20 protein-coding genes are annotated in these 20,807 nt (G+C 60.1%); 9 read left to right on the top strand and 11 right to left on the bottom strand.

Going from position 1 to position 20,807, the window contains the following annotated elements:
* Nucleotides 1–21: 21 nt before the first annotated feature.
* Together trpA and trpB are read right to left on the bottom strand one after the other, a co-directional pair.
* Nucleotides 22–855: a tryptophan synthase subunit alpha gene (gene trpA, locus JK199_RS09620; RefSeq protein ID WP_212375494.1), complete on the bottom strand. Its 834-nt coding sequence runs from the start codon at nt 853–855 to the stop codon at nt 22–24.
* On the bottom strand, nt 852–2,099 hold the full coding sequence (gene trpB, locus JK199_RS09615; protein WP_025826275.1) for a tryptophan synthase subunit beta: 1,248 nt from the start codon (nt 2,097–2,099) through the stop codon (nt 852–854). The genes trpA and trpB overlap by 4 nt, the downstream gene beginning before the upstream one ends.
* Nucleotides 2,100–2,471: 372 nt before the next feature.
* Between trpB and JK199_RS09610 the strand changes: the two genes are divergently transcribed.
* The 3 genes from JK199_RS09610 (at nt 2,472) to rho (ending at nt 5,796) form a co-directional block, all read left to right on the top strand.
* A complete protein-coding gene (locus JK199_RS09610; protein ID WP_212375492.1) occupies nt 2,472–3,668 on the top strand; it encodes a magnesium transporter CorA family protein in 1,197 nt (398 codons plus the stop codon).
* Nucleotides 3,665–4,258: a hypothetical protein gene (locus JK199_RS09605; protein WP_212375490.1), complete on the top strand. Its 594-nt coding sequence runs from the start codon at nt 3,665–3,667 to the stop codon at nt 4,256–4,258. The genes JK199_RS09610 and JK199_RS09605 overlap by 4 nt, the downstream gene beginning before the upstream one ends.
* A gap of 242 nt (nt 4,259–4,500) precedes the next feature.
* Nucleotides 4,501–5,796, top strand: a complete 1,296-nt coding sequence (rho, locus tag JK199_RS09600) for a transcription termination factor Rho (RefSeq protein WP_077930506.1) — start codon at nt 4,501–4,503, stop codon at nt 5,794–5,796.
* Nucleotides 5,797–5,854: 58 nt separating this feature from the next.
* Here rho and JK199_RS09595 read toward each other — a convergent pair whose 3' ends face one another.
* Entirely contained in the window at nt 5,855–6,088 is a 234-nt protein-coding gene (locus tag JK199_RS09595) for a sulfurtransferase TusA family protein (protein ID WP_237590915.1), read from the bottom strand.
* Between the two features lie 281 nt (nt 6,089–6,369).
* On the opposite strand from JK199_RS09595, the gene JK199_RS09590 reads away from it, so the two are divergent.
* The 4 genes from JK199_RS09590 to JK199_RS09575 all read left to right on the top strand — a co-directional run bounded on the left by JK199_RS09590 (nt 6,370) and on the right by JK199_RS09575 (nt 10,168).
* The gene (locus JK199_RS09590) at nt 6,370–6,792 is read left to right on the top strand and encodes a Fur family transcriptional regulator (protein ID WP_244985057.1); all 423 of its coding nucleotides are present in this window, start codon (nt 6,370–6,372) and stop codon (nt 6,790–6,792) included.
* Nucleotides 6,789–7,637, top strand: coding sequence for a GNAT family N-acetyltransferase (locus JK199_RS09585; protein ID WP_025826283.1), 849 nt, complete (start codon nt 6,789–6,791; stop codon nt 7,635–7,637). Before JK199_RS09590 ends, JK199_RS09585 begins: the two co-directional genes overlap by 4 nt.
* Before the next feature lie 177 nt (nt 7,638–7,814).
* Nucleotides 7,815–9,377 (top strand): apolipoprotein N-acyltransferase, encoded by a 1,563-nt coding sequence (lnt, locus tag JK199_RS09580; RefSeq protein WP_212375597.1) that lies wholly within the window; start codon nt 7,815–7,817, stop codon nt 9,375–9,377.
* A 332-nt stretch (nt 9,378–9,709) separates the two neighbouring features.
* A complete protein-coding gene (locus JK199_RS09575) occupies nt 9,710–10,168 on the top strand; it encodes a helix-turn-helix domain-containing protein (RefSeq protein ID WP_212375595.1) in 459 nt (152 codons plus the stop codon).
* Between the two features lie 47 nt (nt 10,169–10,215).
* Here the strand turns inward: JK199_RS09575 and JK199_RS09570 are convergent, their stop codons facing one another.
* A complete protein-coding gene (locus tag JK199_RS09570; RefSeq protein ID WP_212375487.1) occupies nt 10,216–10,989 on the bottom strand; it encodes a DUF2076 domain-containing protein in 774 nt (257 codons plus the stop codon).
* 230 nt (nt 10,990–11,219) lie between these two features.
* On the opposite strand from JK199_RS09570, the gene JK199_RS09565 reads away from it, so the two are divergent.
* Both JK199_RS09565 and glyS read left to right on the top strand, forming a co-directional pair.
* Entirely contained in the window at nt 11,220–12,104 is an 885-nt protein-coding gene (locus JK199_RS09565; protein ID WP_035373697.1) for a glycine--tRNA ligase subunit alpha, read from the top strand.
* Nucleotides 12,105–12,108: 4 nt separating this feature from the next.
* A complete protein-coding gene (gene glyS, locus JK199_RS09560) occupies nt 12,109–14,193 on the top strand; it encodes a glycine--tRNA ligase subunit beta (protein WP_212375485.1) in 2,085 nt (694 codons plus the stop codon).
* Between the two features lie 125 nt (nt 14,194–14,318).
* Here glyS and JK199_RS09555 read toward each other — a convergent pair whose 3' ends face one another.
* The 7 genes from JK199_RS09555 to dapB all read right to left on the bottom strand — a co-directional run bounded on the left by JK199_RS09555 (nt 14,319) and on the right by dapB (nt 20,747).
* Nucleotides 14,319–14,651, bottom strand: a complete 333-nt coding sequence (locus JK199_RS09555) for a tRNA-binding protein (protein ID WP_212375483.1) — start codon at nt 14,649–14,651, stop codon at nt 14,319–14,321.
* Between the two features lie 247 nt (nt 14,652–14,898).
* Nucleotides 14,899–15,066 (bottom strand): DUF1328 domain-containing protein, encoded by a 168-nt coding sequence (locus JK199_RS09550; RefSeq protein WP_077930512.1) that lies wholly within the window; start codon nt 15,064–15,066, stop codon nt 14,899–14,901.
* Between the two features lie 129 nt (nt 15,067–15,195).
* A complete protein-coding gene (locus JK199_RS09545) occupies nt 15,196–15,960 on the bottom strand; it encodes a hypothetical protein (protein WP_212375481.1) in 765 nt (254 codons plus the stop codon).
* Between the two features lie 116 nt (nt 15,961–16,076).
* Complete coding sequence (gene purH, locus JK199_RS09540) at nt 16,077–17,654, bottom strand: bifunctional phosphoribosylaminoimidazolecarboxamide formyltransferase/IMP cyclohydrolase (protein ID WP_086655953.1); 1,578 nt, start codon at nt 17,652–17,654, stop codon at nt 16,077–16,079.
* 94 nt (nt 17,655–17,748) lie between these two features.
* On the bottom strand, nt 17,749–18,462 hold the full coding sequence (gene trmB / locus JK199_RS09535) for a tRNA (guanine(46)-N(7))-methyltransferase TrmB (protein WP_212375479.1): 714 nt from the start codon (nt 18,460–18,462) through the stop codon (nt 17,749–17,751).
* 14 nt (nt 18,463–18,476) lie between these two features.
* Nucleotides 18,477–19,664, bottom strand: coding sequence for a methionine adenosyltransferase (gene metK, locus JK199_RS09530; protein ID WP_077930514.1), 1,188 nt, complete (start codon nt 19,662–19,664; stop codon nt 18,477–18,479).
* A 288-nt stretch (nt 19,665–19,952) separates the two neighbouring features.
* Complete coding sequence (gene dapB, locus JK199_RS09525; protein ID WP_212375477.1) at nt 19,953–20,747, bottom strand: 4-hydroxy-tetrahydrodipicolinate reductase; 795 nt, start codon at nt 20,745–20,747, stop codon at nt 19,953–19,955.
* Nucleotides 20,748–20,807: the final 60 nt, after the last annotated feature.

Below are 20,807 nucleotides of genomic sequence, written 5' to 3'. Positions count from 1 at the left end.
AAAAATGCTGCAAAAGACGAGTCATCCCGCCTTTTTCTCCCCGGCGCGCACGGCGGCAGCCAGCCCTTTGATCTGCTCCAGCACGCGGGGGAGTGTCTGATCTGTCGCCTTGCCGTCCGTATCCAGTGTTTCGGCCAGAGTAGACAACAGGGCAGACGCCACAACGGCCCCGTCCGCAATACCAGCCGCCGTTGCGGCCTGCTCAGGGGTGCGGATACCAAAACCGATGGCAACCGGCAGGTCCGTCGCGGCACGGATGCGCAGCAGAGCCGCCTGTAAATCTTCCGCGCTGGCCGTGCGCGTGCCCGTAATGCCGGTAATGCTCACATAATAAACAAAGCCAGACGCATGAGAGAGCACGTAGCGCAACCGCTCGTCCGACGTTGTGGGAGCCACCAGACGGATAATATCCAGCCCGGCGCTCTGCGCAGGGGCTTCCAGAATATCGGCTTCCTCTGGCGGCAGATCGACCAGAATCAGGCCGTCCACCCCGGCAGCAGCGGCGTCCTCACAGAAGCGCGCATGGCCATAGGCTTCTACCGGATTGAGGTAGCCCATCAGAATAACAGGTGTGTCCTGATCATCCTTTCGGAAATCCGCAATCAGGTCCAGCACACCCGCAAGCGTGGCCCCGGCCTTCAGGCCCCGGCGGGCGGCAAGCTGAATCACCGGGCCGTCGGCTGAGGGATCAGAAAACGGCATCCCGACTTCAATCAGGTCCGCGCCTGCGGCAGGCATCGCTTTGAGCAGCGCCAGAGACGTTTCAAAATCCGGGTCAAAGGCTTCCAGATACGGGATGAGTGCACCGCGCCCTTCTGCGGCCAGTGTTTTAAAGCGGGCGGCAATACGGCTCACAGCTTCACTCCCAGATGCTCGGCAACGGTGAAAATATCTTTATCGCCCCGGCCGGAAATATTGATCACCAGCAAGGTCTCTTTCGGCAGGGTCGGCGCAATTTTGGCGGCATAGGCAATGGCATGCGCGGATTCCAGTGCCGGAATAATGCCCTCCGTGCGCGTGCAAAGCTCAAAGGCTTTCAGGGCTTCATCATCCGTCGCGCCAACATATTCCGCACGCCCAATATCGCTCAGCCAGGAATGTTCCGGCCCCACACCCGGATAGTCCAGACCGGCGCTGATGGAGTGGGCCTCATCAATCTGCCCATCCGCGTTTTGCAGCAGATAGGTGCGGTTGCCATGCAGCACGCCGGGGCGGCCCCGCTCAATAGATGCCGCCGTTTTGCCGCTATCCAGACCACAGCCAGCAGCTTCCACGCCAATCAGGCGCACAGAAGGGTCGTCCAGAAACGGGTGGAAGATCCCCATAGCATTGGAGCCACCCCCAATGGCGGCCACAATCACATCCGGCAGACGGCCTTCCTGCGCCTGCATCTGCTCTTTGGTTTCATCCCCGATCACGCTCTGGAAATCACGCACCATGGCCGGATAGGGGTGCGGGCCAGCAACCGTGCCCACCAGAAAATAGGTATCCGCAATATTGGCAACCCAGTCGCGCATGGCTTCATTCATGGCGTCTTTCAGCGTCCCGGCCCCGGCGGTAACGGGCACCACCTCCGCCCCCAGCAGACGCATGCGGAACACGTTGGGCTTCTGGCGCTCAACGTCCGTTGCCCCCATGTAAATCACGCATGTCATGCCAAACAGGGCGCAGACGGTCGCGGTCGCCACGCCATGCTGCCCGGCCCCGGTTTCCGCCACAATGCGGGTGCGCCCCATGCGGCGGGCCAGCAGAATCTGCCCCATGACGTTATTGAGCTTGTGAGAGCCGGTGTGGTTCAGCTCCTCACGCTTCATGTAAATTTTAGCGCCCCCCAGCTCTTCCGTCATACGGCGGGCAAACCAGAGCGGGCTGGGGCGGCCAACATAATCGCGCAGATAAAATTCCAGCTCTTTATGGAACGCCGGGTCCGCCTTTGCGGTCTCATAGGCCTGATCCAGTTCCAGCAGCAGCGGCATGAGGGTTTCTGCAACAAACCGTCCGCCATACCGGCCACCAAAATGGCCGCGCGCATCCGGACCGTGCCGGAGAGAATTGGCCTGAGTTGCTGCTGTGCTGTGCTGTGCTGCCGGGTCCGCCATGGGTGGTTCTGCCGCTCCTGATTTTTGCGTCTTATGCCGGGGCCGCCCTGCCCCAAAACAGAACGTCTGGCTTACCAGAAGCCACAAGCCCTTGCCCAGAGGGGAGGATGTCTAAATTTTGAGATAACCTTGAGGAAAAACCCCTGGCCTGTGTGAAGACCTTTCGTGACCCCACGCAGGTGTGCGCACGCTCTGAACATATCCCCGTGACAGAGAGCGAATAAGCGGATGCAAACAGGTGGTTGGGGGCTATTCAGGACTGTCACTTGTCACTGCCCGGCTGCTCTGGTCATATTTGCGCCGCCCGCGCCCCCCCGGTCTGGCCGGCCGACACACGCGACTGCGCCCGCTGCCACGCTCAAGGAGAAGTTCATGTTTCTGGCCCACAAGCCCGGCGCCCCGGCCCGGGCGATTGAGAGTGAGGCCGACGCCCACGGCGTAGCATGGATTGACCTGCTCAACCCCACGCCGGAGGAGCAGGATCTGGCTGCGCGCATCTGCGGCCAGCCGCTCCCAACGCTGGATGATCTGAACGAGATTGAAAGTTCCTCGCGCATCAGTGTGCGGAATGGCGCTGCATTTCTGTCCACGCCGCTGCTCAAGAAAACGGGGCTGGAGTTTGAGGCTTTCCCGGTTGGGTTTGTGCTGACGGCGGAACGCCTCATTACCATCCGCTATCAGCCCTATCCGTCTTTTGAGAGTGTGGCGCAGCTTGTGGCGGACCATACGCTGCCCCCCTCCCCGGCCGCCACACCGGCACCCAGCACGGTTGTCACCCCCGGGCAGGAGCAGAAAGAAGCCACATCGCCCAAAGCCCCGCCACAACAACAGCCGCAGCCGCAGCCGCAAACTCTCGTACCCGCCCCCATTGGCCCCGGCGAGGTTCTGGTGGCCCTGATTGAAACCATTGTGGACCGGCTGGCGGATATTCTGGAAAGTGTCGGCATGTTGCTGGACAAGCTTTCCAGAGATATTTTCAAGCGGCGACAGAACAAGCCTGCCGTCCGCAGTATTGCCGCCTGGCAGCGGGAACTGCTGGAGCGCGTCGGCAGTTCCGGGGATCTGTGTTCACGCGTGCGGGACACTCTGCTGGGGCTGGAACGCATCACCATTTTTTTAAGCGAGAGCAAAAAGGACGGCATGGCCCCGGCCTCCGGGCTGCCCGTCACATCCCGGCGGTTTGAAGCTGGCGTCACAACCCTGCCCACAGACAACGCGCCCTATGCTCTCTCCGGCGCTTTACGGTCCCGTATGGCAACCGCGAACCGCGATCTGTCCTCTCTGAGTGATTATGTCTCTCAGGCGGCCAGCAAGGTCGAATTCCTGCTGGATGCCACGCTGGGCTTTATCAGTATCGAGCAGAACGGCGTGATGAAGGTGCTGACCGTTGTCAGCTTTATCGGCGTGGCCCCCACCCTGATTGCCGGGGTGTATGGCATGAACTTCAAGGATATTCCGGAACTTAACTGGTCCTTTGGCTATTGGTATTCACTGGGGCTTATGGCGGCGTCCGTCGCGCTGCCGCTCCTGTGGTTCTGGCGCAAAGGATGGCTTGGAGGCATTAAATGACACAGCGTACACTGTTTTCCCGCACTCACTGCGCAACACAGAGGCAGGCGACCAGAACGCTGCGTCATGCACTGGCGGCAGCGGGTATCTGCCTCCTGAGTGTTGCCACCTCCGCCACCGGACTGGCGGCGGCGAGACCAAACCCGGCCATCAGTCAGGCAACCTATCAGGCTCTTTTCAACCAGCTCAGTGCGGAACCCCTGCGCTATGGTGGCCTGGCCTCCGCGCATAACCGCCGCATTCTGATCGGCCTGCATCAGACCGGCACCGGCACCGTCGCAGGGGAGATGATGCGGCTGGATTCCGCCATGCGCCCTCTGGATGCCGGACCGGTCACAGGCACTCTTACCGCTCCCGGCTCCGCACAGTTAAGCCATTGCCACCTGAACGTGACCCTTTCTGACCGGGATATCACGCTGGATGGCCCCTGCTCCGCCACCCTGCTGTCCGGCGCGCTGACCACCCGCCCCAGACCCAGCCAGCTCTGGTCTCAGGTGACCAATTTTATCTCGCCCGATACCTCGGTTTCGCAATATTGGCTCAGCCGGGACACCTGGCAGGCCGCTGTCACGCCAGCCGCTGCCCCCTGATACACCCTGATACCCCTTGGGCGCCTGTAAAGTCTGGTTGACGAACCAGACTTGCGGACTTATTCTTCGCCTCCAGAACTGGCTGACTTCACCTGTCCAGTGCTTTCCCTCATGTCAGGATCATCCTGCTATCCGGGCCGCCGTGGCGCACCTGTGCTGTGCCACCCCGTGCTTCCGGGCTTTGCGCAAGACTGGTCCGGACCTCCCCATTTCTGAACTATTGCCAGTCAGGGCATTCCTAAATGCATCTTGCGGAACTCAAGGCCAAGTCTCCGGCCGATCTTCTGGCCTGTGCCGAAGACCTGAATATTGAAAACGCATCATCCCTGCGCAAGCAGGACATGATGTTCGCCATTCTGAAGACACTGGCCGATAACGATCAGGCGATCTACGGTGATGGCACACTCGAGATCCTGCATGACGGGTTCGGTTACCTCCGCTCTCCCGAATCAAACTACCTCCCCGGTCCGGATGATATTTACATCTCCCCCGCTCAGGTGCGCCGCTTTGGTCTGCGCACGGGTGATACGGTTGAAGGGCAGATCCGCGCCCCGCGGGATGGCGAACGCTATTTCTCGCTGCTGAAAATCAACAGCATCAATTTTGAAGCGCCGGAAGCCGTCCGGCACCGCATCAATTTCGATAACCTCACCCCGCTCTATCCTGAGCGCCGCCTGCAGATGGAAGTGGAAAACGCTGCCCCGCCGGTGAGTGAGGCCAAAGGCAAAAAAGGCAAAAGCACGCAGGATTTCACGCCCCGCGTGATTGATCTGGTCGCCCCCATCGGTATGGGCCAGCGCGCCCTGATTGTGGCCCCGCCGCGCACCGGTAAAACGGTCATGCTGCAGAGCATTGCCTCCTCCATTTCCGCCAACCATCCGGAATGCTTCCTGATCGTGCTGCTGATTGACGAGCGGCCGGAAGAAGTGACCGACATGGCCCGCTCCGTGCGCGGTGAAGTGATTTCCTCCACCTTTGATGAACCGGCCCACCGCCATGTGCAGGTGACGGAAATGGTGCTGGAAAAAGCCAAGCGCCTGGTGGAACACAAGCGCGATGTGGTGATCCTGCTGGACTCCATCACCCGTCTGGCCCGCGCCTACAACACGGTTGTGCCGTCCTCCGGCAAGGTGCTGACCGGTGGTGTGGACGCCAACGCCCTCCAGCGCCCCAAGCGCTTCTTTGGTGCGGCGCGTAACATTGAAGAAGGCGGCTCTCTGACCATTATCGCCACGGCGCTGATTGATACCGGCAGCCGCATGGATGAAGTGATTTTTGAAGAGTTCAAGGGCACGGGTAACTCCGAGCTGATCCTTGACCGCAAACTGGCTGACAAGCGCACCTTCCCCGCAATTGACATCACCAAGAGCGGCACCCGTAAGGAAGAAATGCTGGTGGACCGCGCCACCCTGTCCAAAATGTGGGTCCTGCGCCGTATTCTGGCCCCTATGGGCACGATGGACGCCATGGACTTCCTGCTGGACAAGCTCAAATACAGCAAATCCAACAATGACTTCTTCGAGGCCATGAACAACTAGACCTGATCCCTGACTTTCAGGGCAGGGCGCGTTCTCAGACCCCGCCCGGCGGCTGCCTTCAGCCTGCCGGTGCGGGGTCTTTTTTCTGGACTGTCAGCACGATGCTGCCATCCTCTGCCGCCTGCTCAGCCAGAACGGCGTGCCCCAGCGCCAGCACGGACCGGCGGACATTTCTGTGCGGTTCTTCCCCCCTCAGCCGCACCACCAGCACACGCCCTGCCGCCATCCCGTCCAGCGCCAGACGGGTGCGCACAAATGTCATCGGGCATTTTTCATGCGTGATATCCAGCATAAGCGCTGCGGAGGGCGCCGAATCCGCATCCTGCTGTTCTGACGGGTCTGCCGGGTTTTCCATAGACACTCCTCCTGAACGGCCGCACAGGCCGGGTATAGAAACCATTTGAAATCAGAGCTTAAAAAACCTGCAGGTCTGTGTAAAATTGGACAACCCTCCCCCTTTTCGGCTACCTGATGGTTCATGAACGCAGGTGGTAACAAGCAGGATTTGCGCCCTTGAAGTCACAGTCGACAGAATCACGGATTGCGCAGCTGTGCATCGAACATGGCCTGAAGATGACGGGGCAGCGGCGCGTTATCGCACGCGTTCTGTCAGACGCGGATGATCATCCCGATGTGGAAGAACTCTATCGTCGCGCCTCAGCGCTTGATTCCCGCATTTCCGTCGCCACAGTCTATCGCACCGTGCGGTTGCTGGAAGAAAAAGGTATTCTGGAACGGCGTGACTTTGGCGGGGGCCGCGCCCGCTATGAAGCCACGGAACATGGCCGCCACCATTATCACCTGATTGATGTGGATAATGGCAAGGTTATTGAGTTTGAAGACCCTGAGCATGAAGAGCTGATGCGGCGCGTGGCCGAACGGCTGGGGTTTGACTTTGTGTCCATGCGGCTTGAACTGTTTGGCAAAAAGCGCCCGCAAGCCACGCAGGCGGCCAAGGCCCCTCAGGCTGCTAAGCGCAAAGGAGCCGCCTCTTGAGCACGGACCAGTTGCCCTCAGGCTCCCTCTCCACGCTGGATCTGGAACGCAAGGGTTTTCCGGAACTCCGCGGCGGCAATCTGAGCGTCCGTATTGCCACGACTGATGATGAACGGGACGCCGCACAGGCCCTGCGTTACCGCGTCTTTTATGAAGAAATGGGCGCGCACCCGGACGCGGAAACCCTGCGCCTGAAGCGCGACATTGATGAATTTGATGCCGTTGCCGACCATCTTCTGGTTATTGACCACGCCATTGCGTCCGACGCCCGCGGCGTGGTGGGCACCTATCGGCTTGTGCAGGGCGATGCCGCGGCCAAAATTGGCCGCTTCTACTCCGCCAGTGAATATGACATTTCTCCCCTGACGGAATTTCCGGGGCGTCTGCTGGAAGTTGGCAGATCCTGTGTGGATAAGGACTATCGCGGCCGCGCTGCAATGCAGCTTTTGTGGCGCGGGATTGCCTCCTACATTTTCCTGCACCGCATTGATGTGCTGTTTGGCTGCGCCAGCCTGCCGGGCACCAACCCGGATTCCATCGCCAATGAACTGACCTATCTCTACCACAACCATCTGGCCCCCCCCGCTCTGCGCGTGAAAGCCCTGCCGGAACGGCGCGTGGACATGCTGCGGGTTGACCCCCATTCCATCGACTTCCGCAAAACACTGGCCCGTCTGCCGCCGCTGATCAAAGGCTATCTGCGTCTGGGCGGATATGTGGGGGACGGCGCGGTGATTGATCCGCAGTTCAACACCACGGACGTTGCCGTTCTGGTGAAAAGTGAACTGCTGGCTGATAAATATTACCGCCATTATGAACGCCGCCTGCGTGATGCGCTCGACTAAGCAGGTTTCATGGGCTGATCCGGCCTTCCCTGCTTTTTCGCCCCTAACACTTCCGTGCATCCTGCCCGTTCAGTGCTGAGCCGTCTGGCCTTCTGGCGCGCTCCGCAATCCAGCCTGCCTGCCGCCAGCGGGCAGACCCCACACACCCGGCTTGCCCGCTGGCGTCAGGCAGGCCTGATGCTGGGCATGGGTGCCCTCTCGGCCCTCGCGCTGCCGCCAGTCCATTGCCTGCCGGTTCTGCTCATAACGTTTCCTGCTCTGGGCCGGGCCATAAACCGGGCATCAGACTGGAAAAACGCCGCGTGGGCCGGAGCACTCTTCGGCTTTGGCTTCTATACCGCCAACCTGTACTGGCTGGTAAACGCGGTGATGATCCGGGCTGAAGAATTCTGGTGGTTTGTACCCTTCCCTTCACTGGGGTGCGCCCTGATTCTGGCCCCCATGGTCGCGGCTGCGGCAGCATTCAGTTGCCTTGCCCCGGCGGGACCGCGCCGCCTTCTGGCCCTTGCCGCAAGCTGGACCCTCTTTGATATGGGTCGCGTATTTCTGTTCAGCGGGTTTACATGGAACCCGCTGGGCAGCGCGCTGGCTGTTCCCGGTGCGGTAGGAGACGTGCTGATTCAGCCTGCCGCATGGATTGGCGTGGACGGCCTGACTTTTTTTGTGGTTCTAGGCGCTGTGTTTGGTGGTCAGGCCCTGCAAGACGCAGTGCGGGTCCACATGGGCCGTTCCGCACTTGTCTTCCCCCGGCGCGCTGACCGCCTGCGCATTGCGGCCTGCGCAGCTTTCATGCTCTGCGGCAGCCTGACAGCGAGCATTATGCGCGTGAACACGGTTCACCCTGCCGGAGAGGCTGGACCCGTGACCGTACTCGTACAGGGCAACGTGCCGGAAACGGAAAAAGTCGGGCATCTTAACCCGCGTGATATTTTCATGCGCTACCTGCATCTGACCGCAGATGGGGTCCTTCAGGCGCGCAAGCTGCAACCACAACCAGCCTTTGCAGATGCCGTGACGCGGCCGATTGTCTTTTTGTGGCCCGAGACAGCCTTCCCCGGTTCCGGCCTGTTGCAGGACAGCCCCCGCGCCCGCCAGATGATTATGGACTGGGCACAAGGGGCTGATGCCGGATTTATTGGCGCGCTGCGCGTGGATGATAACGGACGTTACCGCAACTCCGTTATCGCACTGGCGCCCGGTGGCGAGATGACGGCATTTTATGACAAGGCCCGACTGGTGCCCTTTGGCGAATATCAGCCCCCGTTCATCCCGCTGCAAATTGTCCCGCAAGGCGGCATGGCCGCGGGCCCCGGCGCGCAGACATGGCATCTGCCGGGCATCCCGGCCGTCGGGCCTCTGGTCTGTTATGAAGTCATTTTCTCCGGGCTGACGGTGGATCGGCATGACCGCCCGCGCTGGCTGGCGAACGTGACGAATGATGCCTGGTTTGGGGACAGTGCCGGCCCGCGCCAGCATCTCTCCTCCGTCCGGCTGCGCGCAGTGGAAGAGGGGCTACCCATTGCCCGTGCCGCCAATACCGGCATTTCCATTGCCTATGATGGTTTTGGGCATGAACTCGCCCGTCTTGGCTGGGGGAAAACCGGCACTCTGGTCGTCCCCCTGCCCGCAGCACTCCCTGCGCCTCTGTTTGCGCGCTGTGGCCGCAGCCTGCCAGCTCTGCTGAATCTTGCAGTTTTTCTGGCTGCTCTTGTTCGCATTCAACGCAAACCTGTAAAATAAACAACCCTGTAAAGTATTCCTCGTTCTAAAATAAGTTTACATAAAAAATGAATCGGGGCATTAATTGATCTATATTTATCTATGTTAATTATTAACAAACAATATTTACAAGGAAATTAATAATATTGAAACTGTTTTTATTTTTATCAGAGTTTTTTCTATTCAAAAAATAATATGTCTTCCAGATCTAGAAACTTTAACAAATGGTTTATAATCTGTCATTTAACCGGCTTATAGACTACGCCCTTCCCTTGGTGAGAAACCGCGTGACAGCAACTGCCTCCCCCCGCCCTGATCCAAAACCGTCCACCCCGCGGGCGGGTTCGGTCGATATGCATGTCGGGCATCGCATCCGCCTGAGGCGTACCTTGCTGGGACTTTCACAGGAAAAGCTGGGGGAAGCGCTAGGCATCACATTTCAGCAGGTGCAGAAATATGAACGCGGCACAAACCGCGTAGGCGCATCCCGGCTTTATGATCTGGCCGCTGCCCTTGATGTGCCCATCAGTTTCTTTTTTGATGATATGCCCCCTCCGGGGCAGACAGAAGGGCAGCCATCCCAATCGGCCTATCACTCCGGGTTTTCACAAAGCCGGAAAGCGTTTGAGACCCCGTTTCAGACCGGGATATCGTCCGTTTTTTCAGATCAGGACGCGTCTCTCTTTTCCCGCAAGGAAACAGTTGAGCTGATCCGCGCCTATTATCGCATTCCTGACCCGGTTGTACGCAAACGTGTGCTGGAACTCGTGCGCTCCATGGCTCCGGCAAATGAAGCCGACACACATGGCTAAATAAAAAAGGGCGACCGAAGCCGCCCTTTTTCTCTCAGGTAAGCGGATCAGAATTCCTGATCGCCGCCCCAGTCCCCTCCTGAATCGCCACCGGCGTCCCCGCCCCAATCATTGCTTCCGGCATCAAAGCCCGGATCAGCAGAGGTTCCGGCTCCGGCAAACGGGTCAGCCCCGGCTCCATCGCCATAGTTGTTATTGATAATCGTCTCGCTCGGCTGGCCAGCGCCCCAGCCAGCATCTGCTCCGCCACCGTGATGCCCGCTGAACAGATCCGTCAGCGCATTTGCGGCCAGCATCCCGCCCGCCACGCCGGTCGCGGTAGACAGCGCGGTACCGAGAAAGCCAGAGCCACTCCGGAACATACCGGGCTGTGCCCCATAGGGCAGAGGCTGCGGCTGATATTGCGGCGCGGCGGCCGGACGGCCACCCCAGCCCGGAGGTGCTGACTGCTGCGGCTGACCCTGCTGCGGAGCGCGCTGACCACCGCCGAACAGACCGCCCAGAAAACCACCGCTACCAGCAGGCTTCTGCTGTGCCTGAACCTGCTGCAACGCCTGTTGCGCCTGCTGAAGCTGGAACTGGAGCTGCTGGATACGGTTCTGCGCTTCAACCAGCGCCATTTCCTGCACAACCGCCATCTGCGTGATGCGGTAGCGGGCTTCCGGATATTGCTGGAATTCCTGCACCAGAAATCTGTCTGCTTCCGGGTCGATCGGAGGCAGATTGGGCTGCGTGCTGGGCACACTGCCAAAACCGGACTGGGACGCACCGCCCACTCTGGCTACAAATTTCGCAATGAGGTCGCGTTCCTCGTTGGTCATCGTCTTCTTTCCCTGCCTGCGGCAATGCTACCAGCGTGATGCACTGGTTTGCAGTCTTAAAGCGCCACTCTGTCCAAGATGTGGCGAGGCGGCAAGAGCGTTGCAAGAGGCAGGCCACAGGGAGTTGCATGCCTTCTCTTCCTGAATGGTGTCTGCGCCTGTATGGTGTGCCGCATCGTGCGCACTCAGCGCATAGTCTGACTGTCCTACTGCGGAGTTTCACCCTGACCATGGACCCGGCGTCTCCCCGCCCTACCGAGCGGCCTCTTTCCTTTCAGGACCTGATCCTGACCCTTCACCAGTTCTGGTCAAAACAGGGGTGCGCCATTCTTCAGCCCTATGATCAGGAAATTGGTGCGGGCACGCTGTCCCCCCACACCACGCTGCGGGCGCTGGGCAGCACCCCCTGGAAAGCCGCTTATGTGCAGCCCTGCCGCCGCCCGTCTGATGGCCGCTATGGGGAAAACCCCAACCGGCTCCAGCATTATTACCAGTATCAGGTGTTGCTGAAGCCCACGCCGGAAGAAAGCCAGAAACTGCTGCTGGACAGCTACCGCGCCATCGGGATCGACCCGGACCGCCACGATATCCGCTTTGTGGAAGATGACTGGGAAAACCCGACCATCGGCGCATGGGGTCTGGGCTGGGAGGTCTGGTGTGACGGGATGGAAGTCACGCAGTTTACCTACTTCCAGCAGGTTGGCGGTATTCCGGTGGTGCTGCCCTCTACGGAGCTGACCTACGGGCTGGAACGTCTGGCCATGTATGTGCAGGGGGTCGAGAACGTCTATGACCTCGATTATAACGGCACAGGCCTGACCTACGGGGATGTGTTCCTGCGTGCTGAGCAGGATTATTCCCGCCATAATTTTGAGCTGGCGGATACGGAACTGCTGTTCCGCCATTTTGCTGATGCGGAAAAAGAAAGTGTGGCACTGGCAGAAGCCGGTGTTGCCCAGCCTGCCTATGACCAGTGCCTGAAAGCCAGTCACCTGTTCAACCTGCTGGATGCGCGCGGCGTGATCAGCGTGAGTGAGCGTGCGGCCTATATTGGCCGCGTGCGGACACTGGCAAAACTGTGCTGTGAGACCTGGCTGGCTGGCGAGGACAAATAAGATCATGCCCGAACTGCTGATAGAACTTTTTTCAGAAGAAATTCCCGCCCGCATGCAGCAGCAGGCCGGTGAGCATCTGCTCCGCCTGCTCTCTGACGCACTGGCCCCTCTGAACCCGCAGGATGCTGTGGCCTATACCGGCCCGCGCCGCATTGCGGCCTCCTGCACGCTGGACGCACATGTGCCGGGCCGCACCGTGTCCGAGCGCGGCCCGCGTGAGGGCGCTCCGGAAAAGGCGCTGGAAGGCTTCACCCGCAAACATGGTGTGACGCAGGATGCCCTGACCCTGCAAAATGGCTTCTGGGTGCTGGAGCGGGAAGAACCTGCCATCAGCGCCAGAGAGCATATTGCCGCCACTATGCCGGACCTGCTCCGCCGCTTCCCCTGGCCCAAATCGATGCGCTGGGGGCAGGGAAGCGCCTTTACATGGGTCCGCCCGCTACGCCGTATTCTGTGCATTCTGGATGGCGAGACTGTGCCGTTCTCTCTGGCTCTTTCTGGGGCTCTTTCCGGTACGCAGGGCGACGATAACGGCCACCACCTCCAGTCTGGCAACCAGACGGAAGGCCACCGTTTCCTCTCTCCCGGCGCAGTTGCCGTCAGCAGCGTTGCGGAATGGCAGGATACGCTGCAGGGCCGCCATGTGCAGGTCCATGCGGCCGACCGGCGGGAAACAATCGTCTCCGGCCTGACAGCCCTTGCCTCCTCGGAAGGGCTGGCTCTGGTGCCGGATACGGGCCTTGTGGAGGAAGTTGCCGGACTGGTGGAATGGCCTGTGCCATTCCTTGGCCGGATTGACGAAAAATACATGGACCTGCCCGCCGAGGTGATGCAGGTCTCCATGCGCGTCAACCAGCGTTATTTTGCCCTGCGCAACGGGGACGGCTCCGCAGCGCCGCGCTTTGCCTTTGTGGCCAATATTGTCCCGGCGGATGATGGCACGCTGATTGTCACCGGTAATGAGCGCGTTCTGCGCGCCCGTTTTGCCGATGCCCGTCACTTCTGGGATCTGGACCGCAAGCAGACACTCGCCTCCCGCCTTGGCGCGCTGGATGCCATTACCTTCCATGCCAGACTGGGCAGTCAGGGGGACCGCACGCGCCGCATGGTGCGTCTGGCCGGACTGATTGCCCCTATGGTCGGGGCCTCTAAAGCCGAGGCCGAACGGGCCGCGGACCTGAGCAAAACCGATCTGACTACCGGCATGGTCGGGGAGTTCCCGGAACTTCAGGGCGTCATGGGCGGATATTACGCGCAGCATGATGGTGAGGCTCCGGCAGTCTGTCAGGCCATTACCGAGCAATATATGCCCCGCGGCCCCGGTGACACGGTGCCGACGGCCCCGGTTTCCGTCGCACTTGGGCTGGCCGACCGGTTTGATATGCTGGCCGCATTTTTCGCCGCGGGTGAAAAGCCGTCCGGCTCGGGTGATCCGTTCGGCCTGCGCCGCGCGGCACTGGGCATTATCCGCCTGATCCGTGAGAACAGCCTGCGGCTTGATCTGGTAAAACTGTTCCTGCTGGCGGCGGAAGCCCTGCCGGACTCCCTGCGGGACGCACCGGATCTTGCTCTGCTACCGCAGTTTATGGCGGAGCGTCTGCGCGTCCAGTTACGCTCGGAAGGGGCGCGGTATGATTGCCTTGCCGCGATTTCCACCGGCAACACGGATACAGACATCACCCGCCTGCTGGCCCGTGCGCAAGCTCTGGAAACCATGCTGGAAACGGAAGACGGCAAGAACCTTCTGGCCGCCACCCGTCGGGCTGCCAACATCCTGCGGATTGAAGACCGTAAGGATGGCCCGCATGATGGCACACCGGATGCCGCCCTGTTTGTCCAGCCGGAAGAACAGGCTCTGGCCGCGGCACTGGACCGGGTTGAACCCACTGTGGAAAAAGCGTTTGCAGAAGAACGCTTTACCGATGCCATGCGGGACGCTGCCAGCCTGCGGGAACCGCTGGACGCCTTCTTCGGGCCTGTGACCGTCAATGACCCTGACCCTGCCCTGCGCCGCAACCGCCTGCGGCTGCTGGCGCGTCTGGGCCGGATGATGCGCCTGATTGCAGATTTCAGCCAGATTGAGGGGTAAGACCCTTTTTCTAAACGGACATTCAACGCGAAAAAGGGAGGCAGGGCACTTTGCCCTGCCTCCCTTTTTTATGAAACTTGTCTGGTCACAGAGAGGATTTAGGGACGCAAACCAATGTTCTGCTTTCAGCTCAGGCGGGTGCCATTGGGGACTGGCCTTTCCAGAGCCGCCAGCACCACGCCTTCCTCCGTTTCAAACCCAGATAACAAAAACTGGGAACGAAACGGACCAACCTGTTTTTCCGGAAAATTGATGATCCCGATAACCTGCCGCCCCACAAGTGTTTCCGGTGTGTAAAGACGTGTGACCTGCGCGCTGGTTTTACACTCCCCATACGGCCCAAAATCCACCCAGATTTTATAGGCCGGCTTCCGTGCTTCCGGAAAAAATTCAACGCGCAGAATAGTCCCTGCGACCATCATGATTTTTTCAAAATCTGACCAGACAATCTGCTCCACAGTGCTTTCTCCGCCTTTTGCTCTCGGATCTCTTTCTCTTAAAATTCTCTAAAAGGTTCCACAGATCAGGCAAGCGGTTCTCTTCTCACTTGCTTCTCCGCAAGACCACCAACCCGTTCTTTATAAAATAACCCCACATGAAAAAGCGTGTGATCCAGAAGGACCACACGCTTTCCATTTTTCGCCACCATCAGAAATCTTCTGAAATATCTGGCTGTTTTATCAAAACCAACCAGATAGCCTCATGCTATACGCGCGCACGACCAAAGAAGAAGCTGACAACCAGCAGAACAACAAAAACAAACAGCAGAATTTTCGCCACACCGGCAAAGCTGGACGCCGCACCGCCAAACCCGAACAGGGAGGCAATCAACGCCAGAATCAGAAAAGTCAGAACCCACCGTAAAATAGCCATCTTGTCTCTCCTCAAAAACACCGCAGCGTCTCCGGAAAAGCATCCGGGCTTTGCGCTTCCTCACCCTAACGCAGCAAAATCCGGAAAGTTCTCTCGGTTCAGAAACGAGATGGGCCGTAAAACAGCTGATCAGTGGCCTTCAGACCCCGGAATAATATCATACCCGGCACTGCCCGGAGCCGGGCCGGGCGGGAGCGCACTGCCCCCGGCAATCCCGACCATCTGGTTGGAAGCCGGACCAATTTCCCGTGCATCAATGGCAATGCCCAGTTCCCCGCTGCTACCCGTGCCAACGGCATACAGGGTCTGCCCCGGCCTGAGCCAGGCGGCCAGTCGTGTGGCCTCACGCGGGGGGAGGTAAATAACGGAATGGTCTTTCAGCACAGCGCCGTTCAACTGCCCGTCCAGATCATAGAGCGGCATCCAGACCTCACCGTGCAGCACCAGATCCGGCCCGGCAATCATCTCGGTGGACTGGCGCGGCATGGCAATAAACGTATCCTGCATGCCCCGGCCACGCGGGCTGGTAATGCCAAAGGCGCGGATAATGGGGAGCGTGCGGCCTTTCAGGCCCCGGATCTCGACCGTATCACCGGGTTTAATCAGCCCGGCCAGCGTATGCCCCTGATCGGGGGAGACAAAAACCTGCGTGCCATCATTCAGCACAAACCCGACCACGCTGCCATGAGATGAAGGCAGAAACTGCGCCACCTGACCGCTAAAGCGCGGCAGGCCGGACAGGTCATACACACCTTCAGCCTGCTTTTCCGTCATCGTCTGGTGAGAGACATAAGTGGCTGCACTCTGCTGCCCGGCAGACGCCTTGGACGCAGGGGCCGCGAGGGCTGCTGAAGAAGCCAGAAGAAAAGCCGGTAGAAAGAACAGAGGGCGCATGGATCAACCAGTTAGAGAAATCCGGCCTGAGGACGACGGACCTCAGGCCAGAATAAGGAAGACTATGCACCATTGTTCGTCAGGAAAGCGCATCCGGCAAGAGCCGGAAAAGCGTGTCAGTGGCGGAAATGACGCATACCGGTAAAGACCATGGCAATGCCTGCGGCATCGGCTGCGGCAATCACCTCATCATCCCGGATGGAGCCACCCGGCTGAATAACGGCCGTGGCACCCGCCGCCACAATGGTCTCCAGACCATCCGCAAACGGGAAAAATGCATCAGACGCCGCGACAGACCCCTGCGTGAGCGGGGCATCCAGCCCGGCGGCCTTGGCGGCTTCCCCGCTTTTGCTGGCGGCGATGCGGGCAGAGTCAACGCGGCTCATCTGCCCTGCGCCAATGCCAACCGTTGCGTTATTTTTGGTGTAGACGATGGCGTTGGACTTCACGTGCTTGGCCACACGGAAGGCGAACATCAGATCTTCCATTTCCTGCGCGGAAGGGGCGCGTTTTGTCACCACCCGCAGGGACTCGGGTTTGATCTGCCCGTTATCCCGCGTCTGCGCCAGAAAACCACCGGCCACGGACCGCACCACCACACCTGCCGCAGCAGCGTCCGGCAGGCCGCCCGTCAGCAGCAGACGCAGGTTTTTCTTGCGAGCCAGAATGGCTTTAGCCTCTTCATCCGCATCCGGGGCGACGATGACCTCGGTGAAAATCCCGGAAATTTTGGTCGCTGTTTCCGCATCCAGCGTGCGGTTAAGCGCCACAATGCCACCAAAGGCGGAGACAGGGTCACACCGCAGCGCGTTATCCCAGCAGGCAGAGAGCGTTTCACCCACAGCCACACCGCACGGGTTGGCGTGTTTGACAATCACCACAGCCGGACGGTCAAACTCGGCCACAGCCTCGAACGCGGCATCCGTATCATTGATGTTGTTGTAGGACAGCGCCTTGCCCTGCACCTGCACAGCCGTCGCCACGCCGGGGCGTGTGCTGCCATCTTTATAGAAAGCCGCCTGCTGATGCGGGTTTTCACCATAGCGCAGCACTTCCGCGCGCTGGCCTGCCAGCACAAAGCGTTCCGGCAGGGTATCCTGTGCCTGTGCTGCAAACCATGCGGCAATAGCGGCATCATACGCAGCAGTCCGGGCGTAAGCAGCACCTGCATAGGCACGGCGCTGTTCAAGCGTGCTGCCGCCCTGCCCCAGCGCCTCAATCAGCCCGGCATACTGCGCCGTATCCGTCAGCACCACCACATGGCCGTGGTTCTTGGCTGCCGCACGGATCAGCGCGGGGCCGCCGATATCAATATTTTCAATGCAGTCTTCAGCGCCAGCTCCGGACGCGACGGTTTTTTCAAACGGGTAGAGGTTGACCGCAACCAGATCAATCGGTGCGATTTTATGCTCTTCCATCTGCGCCACGTGCGCAGGCAGGTCACGCCGCCCGAGAATACCGCCATGGATCTGCGGCACGAGCGTTTTCACGCGGCCATCAAGAATTTCCGGGAAACCGGTATGGTCAGAAACTTCAGTAACAGGCAGACCGGCCTCACGCAGAGCGCGGGCAGAGCCGCCGGTGGAAAGGATTTCCGCGCCGTGCGCAACCAGCGCGCGCCCGAGGTCAAGAAGCCCCGTCTTGTCGGAAACAGAAATTAACGCGCGGCGCACAGGTTGCGTCGTCTGGCTCATGGGGCGGACCTTTCGCACGGCTAAACCGGATTTCAAAGCGGCTCATTAGCCAACAAGCGGCCCAAGAGCAACCTTACGCGTGCCGGAAAAGGCCTTAGCGGCGCGTAAAGGTCCAGTAGAGCGGCTGGCGGCCAGCGGCAATCGCCTTGGCTTCATAACGGGTGGGGAACCAGCCGTCCGGCCGTTCGGCCACGGGCGGCGGGGCTTCAAAAAAGGACTGCGCAGCCATGACTTCCTCAACCCATGCCTGATAGGTCGGGTCATCACTCGCAACACGCCAGACAGCACCCGGCTTCAGCACGCGCGCGACCAGCGCCACATTCTCGGGGTGCATAAAGCGGCGTTTGGCATGGCGCGCCTTGGGCCATGGGTCCGGGAACATCAGGAACAGCCGGTCCACCGAAGCATCCGGCAGGGCACGCAGCAGCACGCGGGCATCATCATCCCACAGCCGCAGCATATCCGGGATGGCGGACGTCGCTTCCTCCCCAACCGGCACAAAGCGGGTCAGCAGAGAACACAGGCCGTTATCAAAGACTTCAGAAGCAATATAGCCAATATCGGGGTGGGCATTATGCTGCCCCACCACATGTTCCCCGCCTCCAAATCCGACTTCAAACCAGATCTGCTGTGGCGGGCGGCCAAAGGCTGTAGCCGGGTCCGCTGCGCGATCCAGCGGAAAGCGCAGGCGGGGCAGCGCCTCATCCAGAAGGCGCTGCTGACGGGGACGCAGCGAATGGCCGCGCGGTCGCCCATAAAGTCGTTCGGGCGACGGCTTAACGTCCGGTCCGCTTACTTCCTCCGTCATGATACGCTCAGACCTTAGCGGTTGAACGCGCCGCGCAGGGCATCCACCAGATCGGTGCGCTCCCACGTAAAGTCATCACGCGCATCATCCGGCGTACGGCCAAAGTGACCATAGGCAGAGGTCTGTGCGTAAATCGGGCGGTTCAGACGCAGGTGCTTACGGATACCACGCGGCGTGAGGTCCATGACTTCACGCAGCACAGCGCCCAGACGGGCTTCATCCACGTCCTTGCCGGTTCCATCCAGATCCACATACACGGACAGCGGATGAGACACGCCAATGGCGTAGGAAACCTGAAGCGTGCAGCGGTCTGCAAGACCAGCGGCAACCACGTTCTTCGCCAGATAGCGGCAGGCATAGGCTGCGGAACGGTCAACCTTTGTGGGGTCTTTCCCGGAGAATGCGCCGCCGCCATGCGGAGCCGCACCGCCGTAGGTATCCACAATGATCTTACGGCCCGTCAGACCGCAATCCCCGTCCGGACCACCAATCACGAAGATACCGGTCGGGTTGACGTAGAATTCGTCTTCCGGCGGCATCCAGCCTTCCGGCAGCACGTTGCGCACAATGTCGCCAAGCTCTTCACGCAGCTTCTTCTGGCTGATGCCTTCATCATGCTGGGTGGAGATCACCACGGACGTGGCGCCCACGGGGCGGCCATTGGAATAGCGCAGCGTCACCTGGCTTTTGGCATCCGGCTGGAGGCCTGCGGCACGCGGGTCACCCGCACGGCGCAGGTCACGGATTTCGTGCAGGATGCGGTGTGCATAATAAATGGTGGCCGGCATCAGCGTGTCGGTTTCGGTAGACGCGTGACCGAACATGATGCCCTGATCACCAGCGCCTTCGTCTTTATCGCCAGCGCTGTCCACACCCACTGCAATATCAGCAGACTGGGCATGCAGGTAGTTGGCGGCCTCAGCCTTACGCCAGGAGAATCCTTCCTGATCGTAGCCAATATCTTTCACCGCATCACGCGCAGCCTGAATCAGGCCTTCGGATGTGATGGAAGAGGGGCCGCGCACCTCACCTGCCAGAATGATCCGGTTTGTGGTCACCATGGTTTCACAGGCCACGCGGGCTTCCGGGTCCGCTGCAAGATAAGCATCCAGAACAGTATCGCTGATCCGGTCTGCAACCTTGTCGGGATGACCTTCGGAAACAGATTCCGAAGTGAACAGGAAATCGCCGTCTTTACGCATGATGGTGCCGTCTGCCCCACGCACTATGAATTAGGAATTGTGACCGCCACCTTTAAGAAAAGGCGACGGGACCGTGTGGCGGAATAGTGGCCGATGGTCAAGTGTATTGCGGCTATGCAGCCATCCGGAGCAGTTTTCTGCGGGCCTGCTACCGGGCTTTTACCCGCATCCGGCCGGGGCTGCGTTGCGCACGCGGGCCGCAGAATTCAGCCTTTTACAACCGGATAACCCAAAAAACCACGATTGCAAGCGTGTATAAAGAGGCTGTTCAAAAAAAATGATCCCCGGTCAGCACGGGGGCAGCCCGAGCACCTCTTCCATCCCGTAATAACCTGCCGCACGGGTGCGCAGCCAGAGCGCCGCCCGGACAGCACCCGTCGCGAACACACGGCGGTCAAATGCACGATGCGTCAGTGTAATCTGCTCGTCCGGCGAGGTGAACAGCACCTCATGTTCCCCAACAATCTGCCCGCCCCGCAGAGCGGCAAACCCGATAGCGCCCGGTTTACGCGGGCCGGTATGGCCGTCGCGCCCGCTCTCCTTTACATCCGCCAGCACCACGCCGCGGCCTTTTGCCACGGCCTCACCAATGGCCAGCGCGGTGCCGGACGGCGCATCCACTTTCTGCCGGTGATGCATATCCACAATCTCGGCGTCATAAGACTCGGCGGGGAGCGCCTGCCCCATCATCTGCGCCAGACGACGCACAAGTGTGACACCGGCGGAAAAATTAGCCGCGTGGACAATCCCGATTTTTTCCGCAGCCTGACTGACCGCTGCCTGCTGCGCATCGGACAGACCCGTCGTGCCGAGGACCCATGCCGTGCCGTGATCTGCCAGAGCCTGCGCATGCGGAATGACCGTATCGGCGTGCGTAAAGTCGATGACCACATCGCTCACCGCTGCAAGACCCGCCATATCCGGAAACAGAGCCAGCCCCTCCGGCAGGCCCGCTGCTCTGGCCTGATCCCGCGCCGTGCCCCCGGCCAGAACAGCCCCGGCCGCCTGCACTTCTTCCACCAGCAGGCGGCCCACACGGCCGGTAATGCCTGCAATGCCAATACGCAGCCCATGCTCTGTCATGTGGAGGGTTCCTTATTCTTTACAGACGTCGTCATACCAGAAAGCCGGACACACAGGGTG

It is taken from the genome of Acetobacter persici (genome assembly GCF_018256955.1).
In the GTDB taxonomy this organism is placed as follows: domain Bacteria; phylum Pseudomonadota; class Alphaproteobacteria; order Acetobacterales; family Acetobacteraceae; genus Acetobacter; species Acetobacter persici.
Note: the sequence above shows the minus strand (reverse complement) of the source record. Positions and strands in the feature narration are given on the sequence as shown.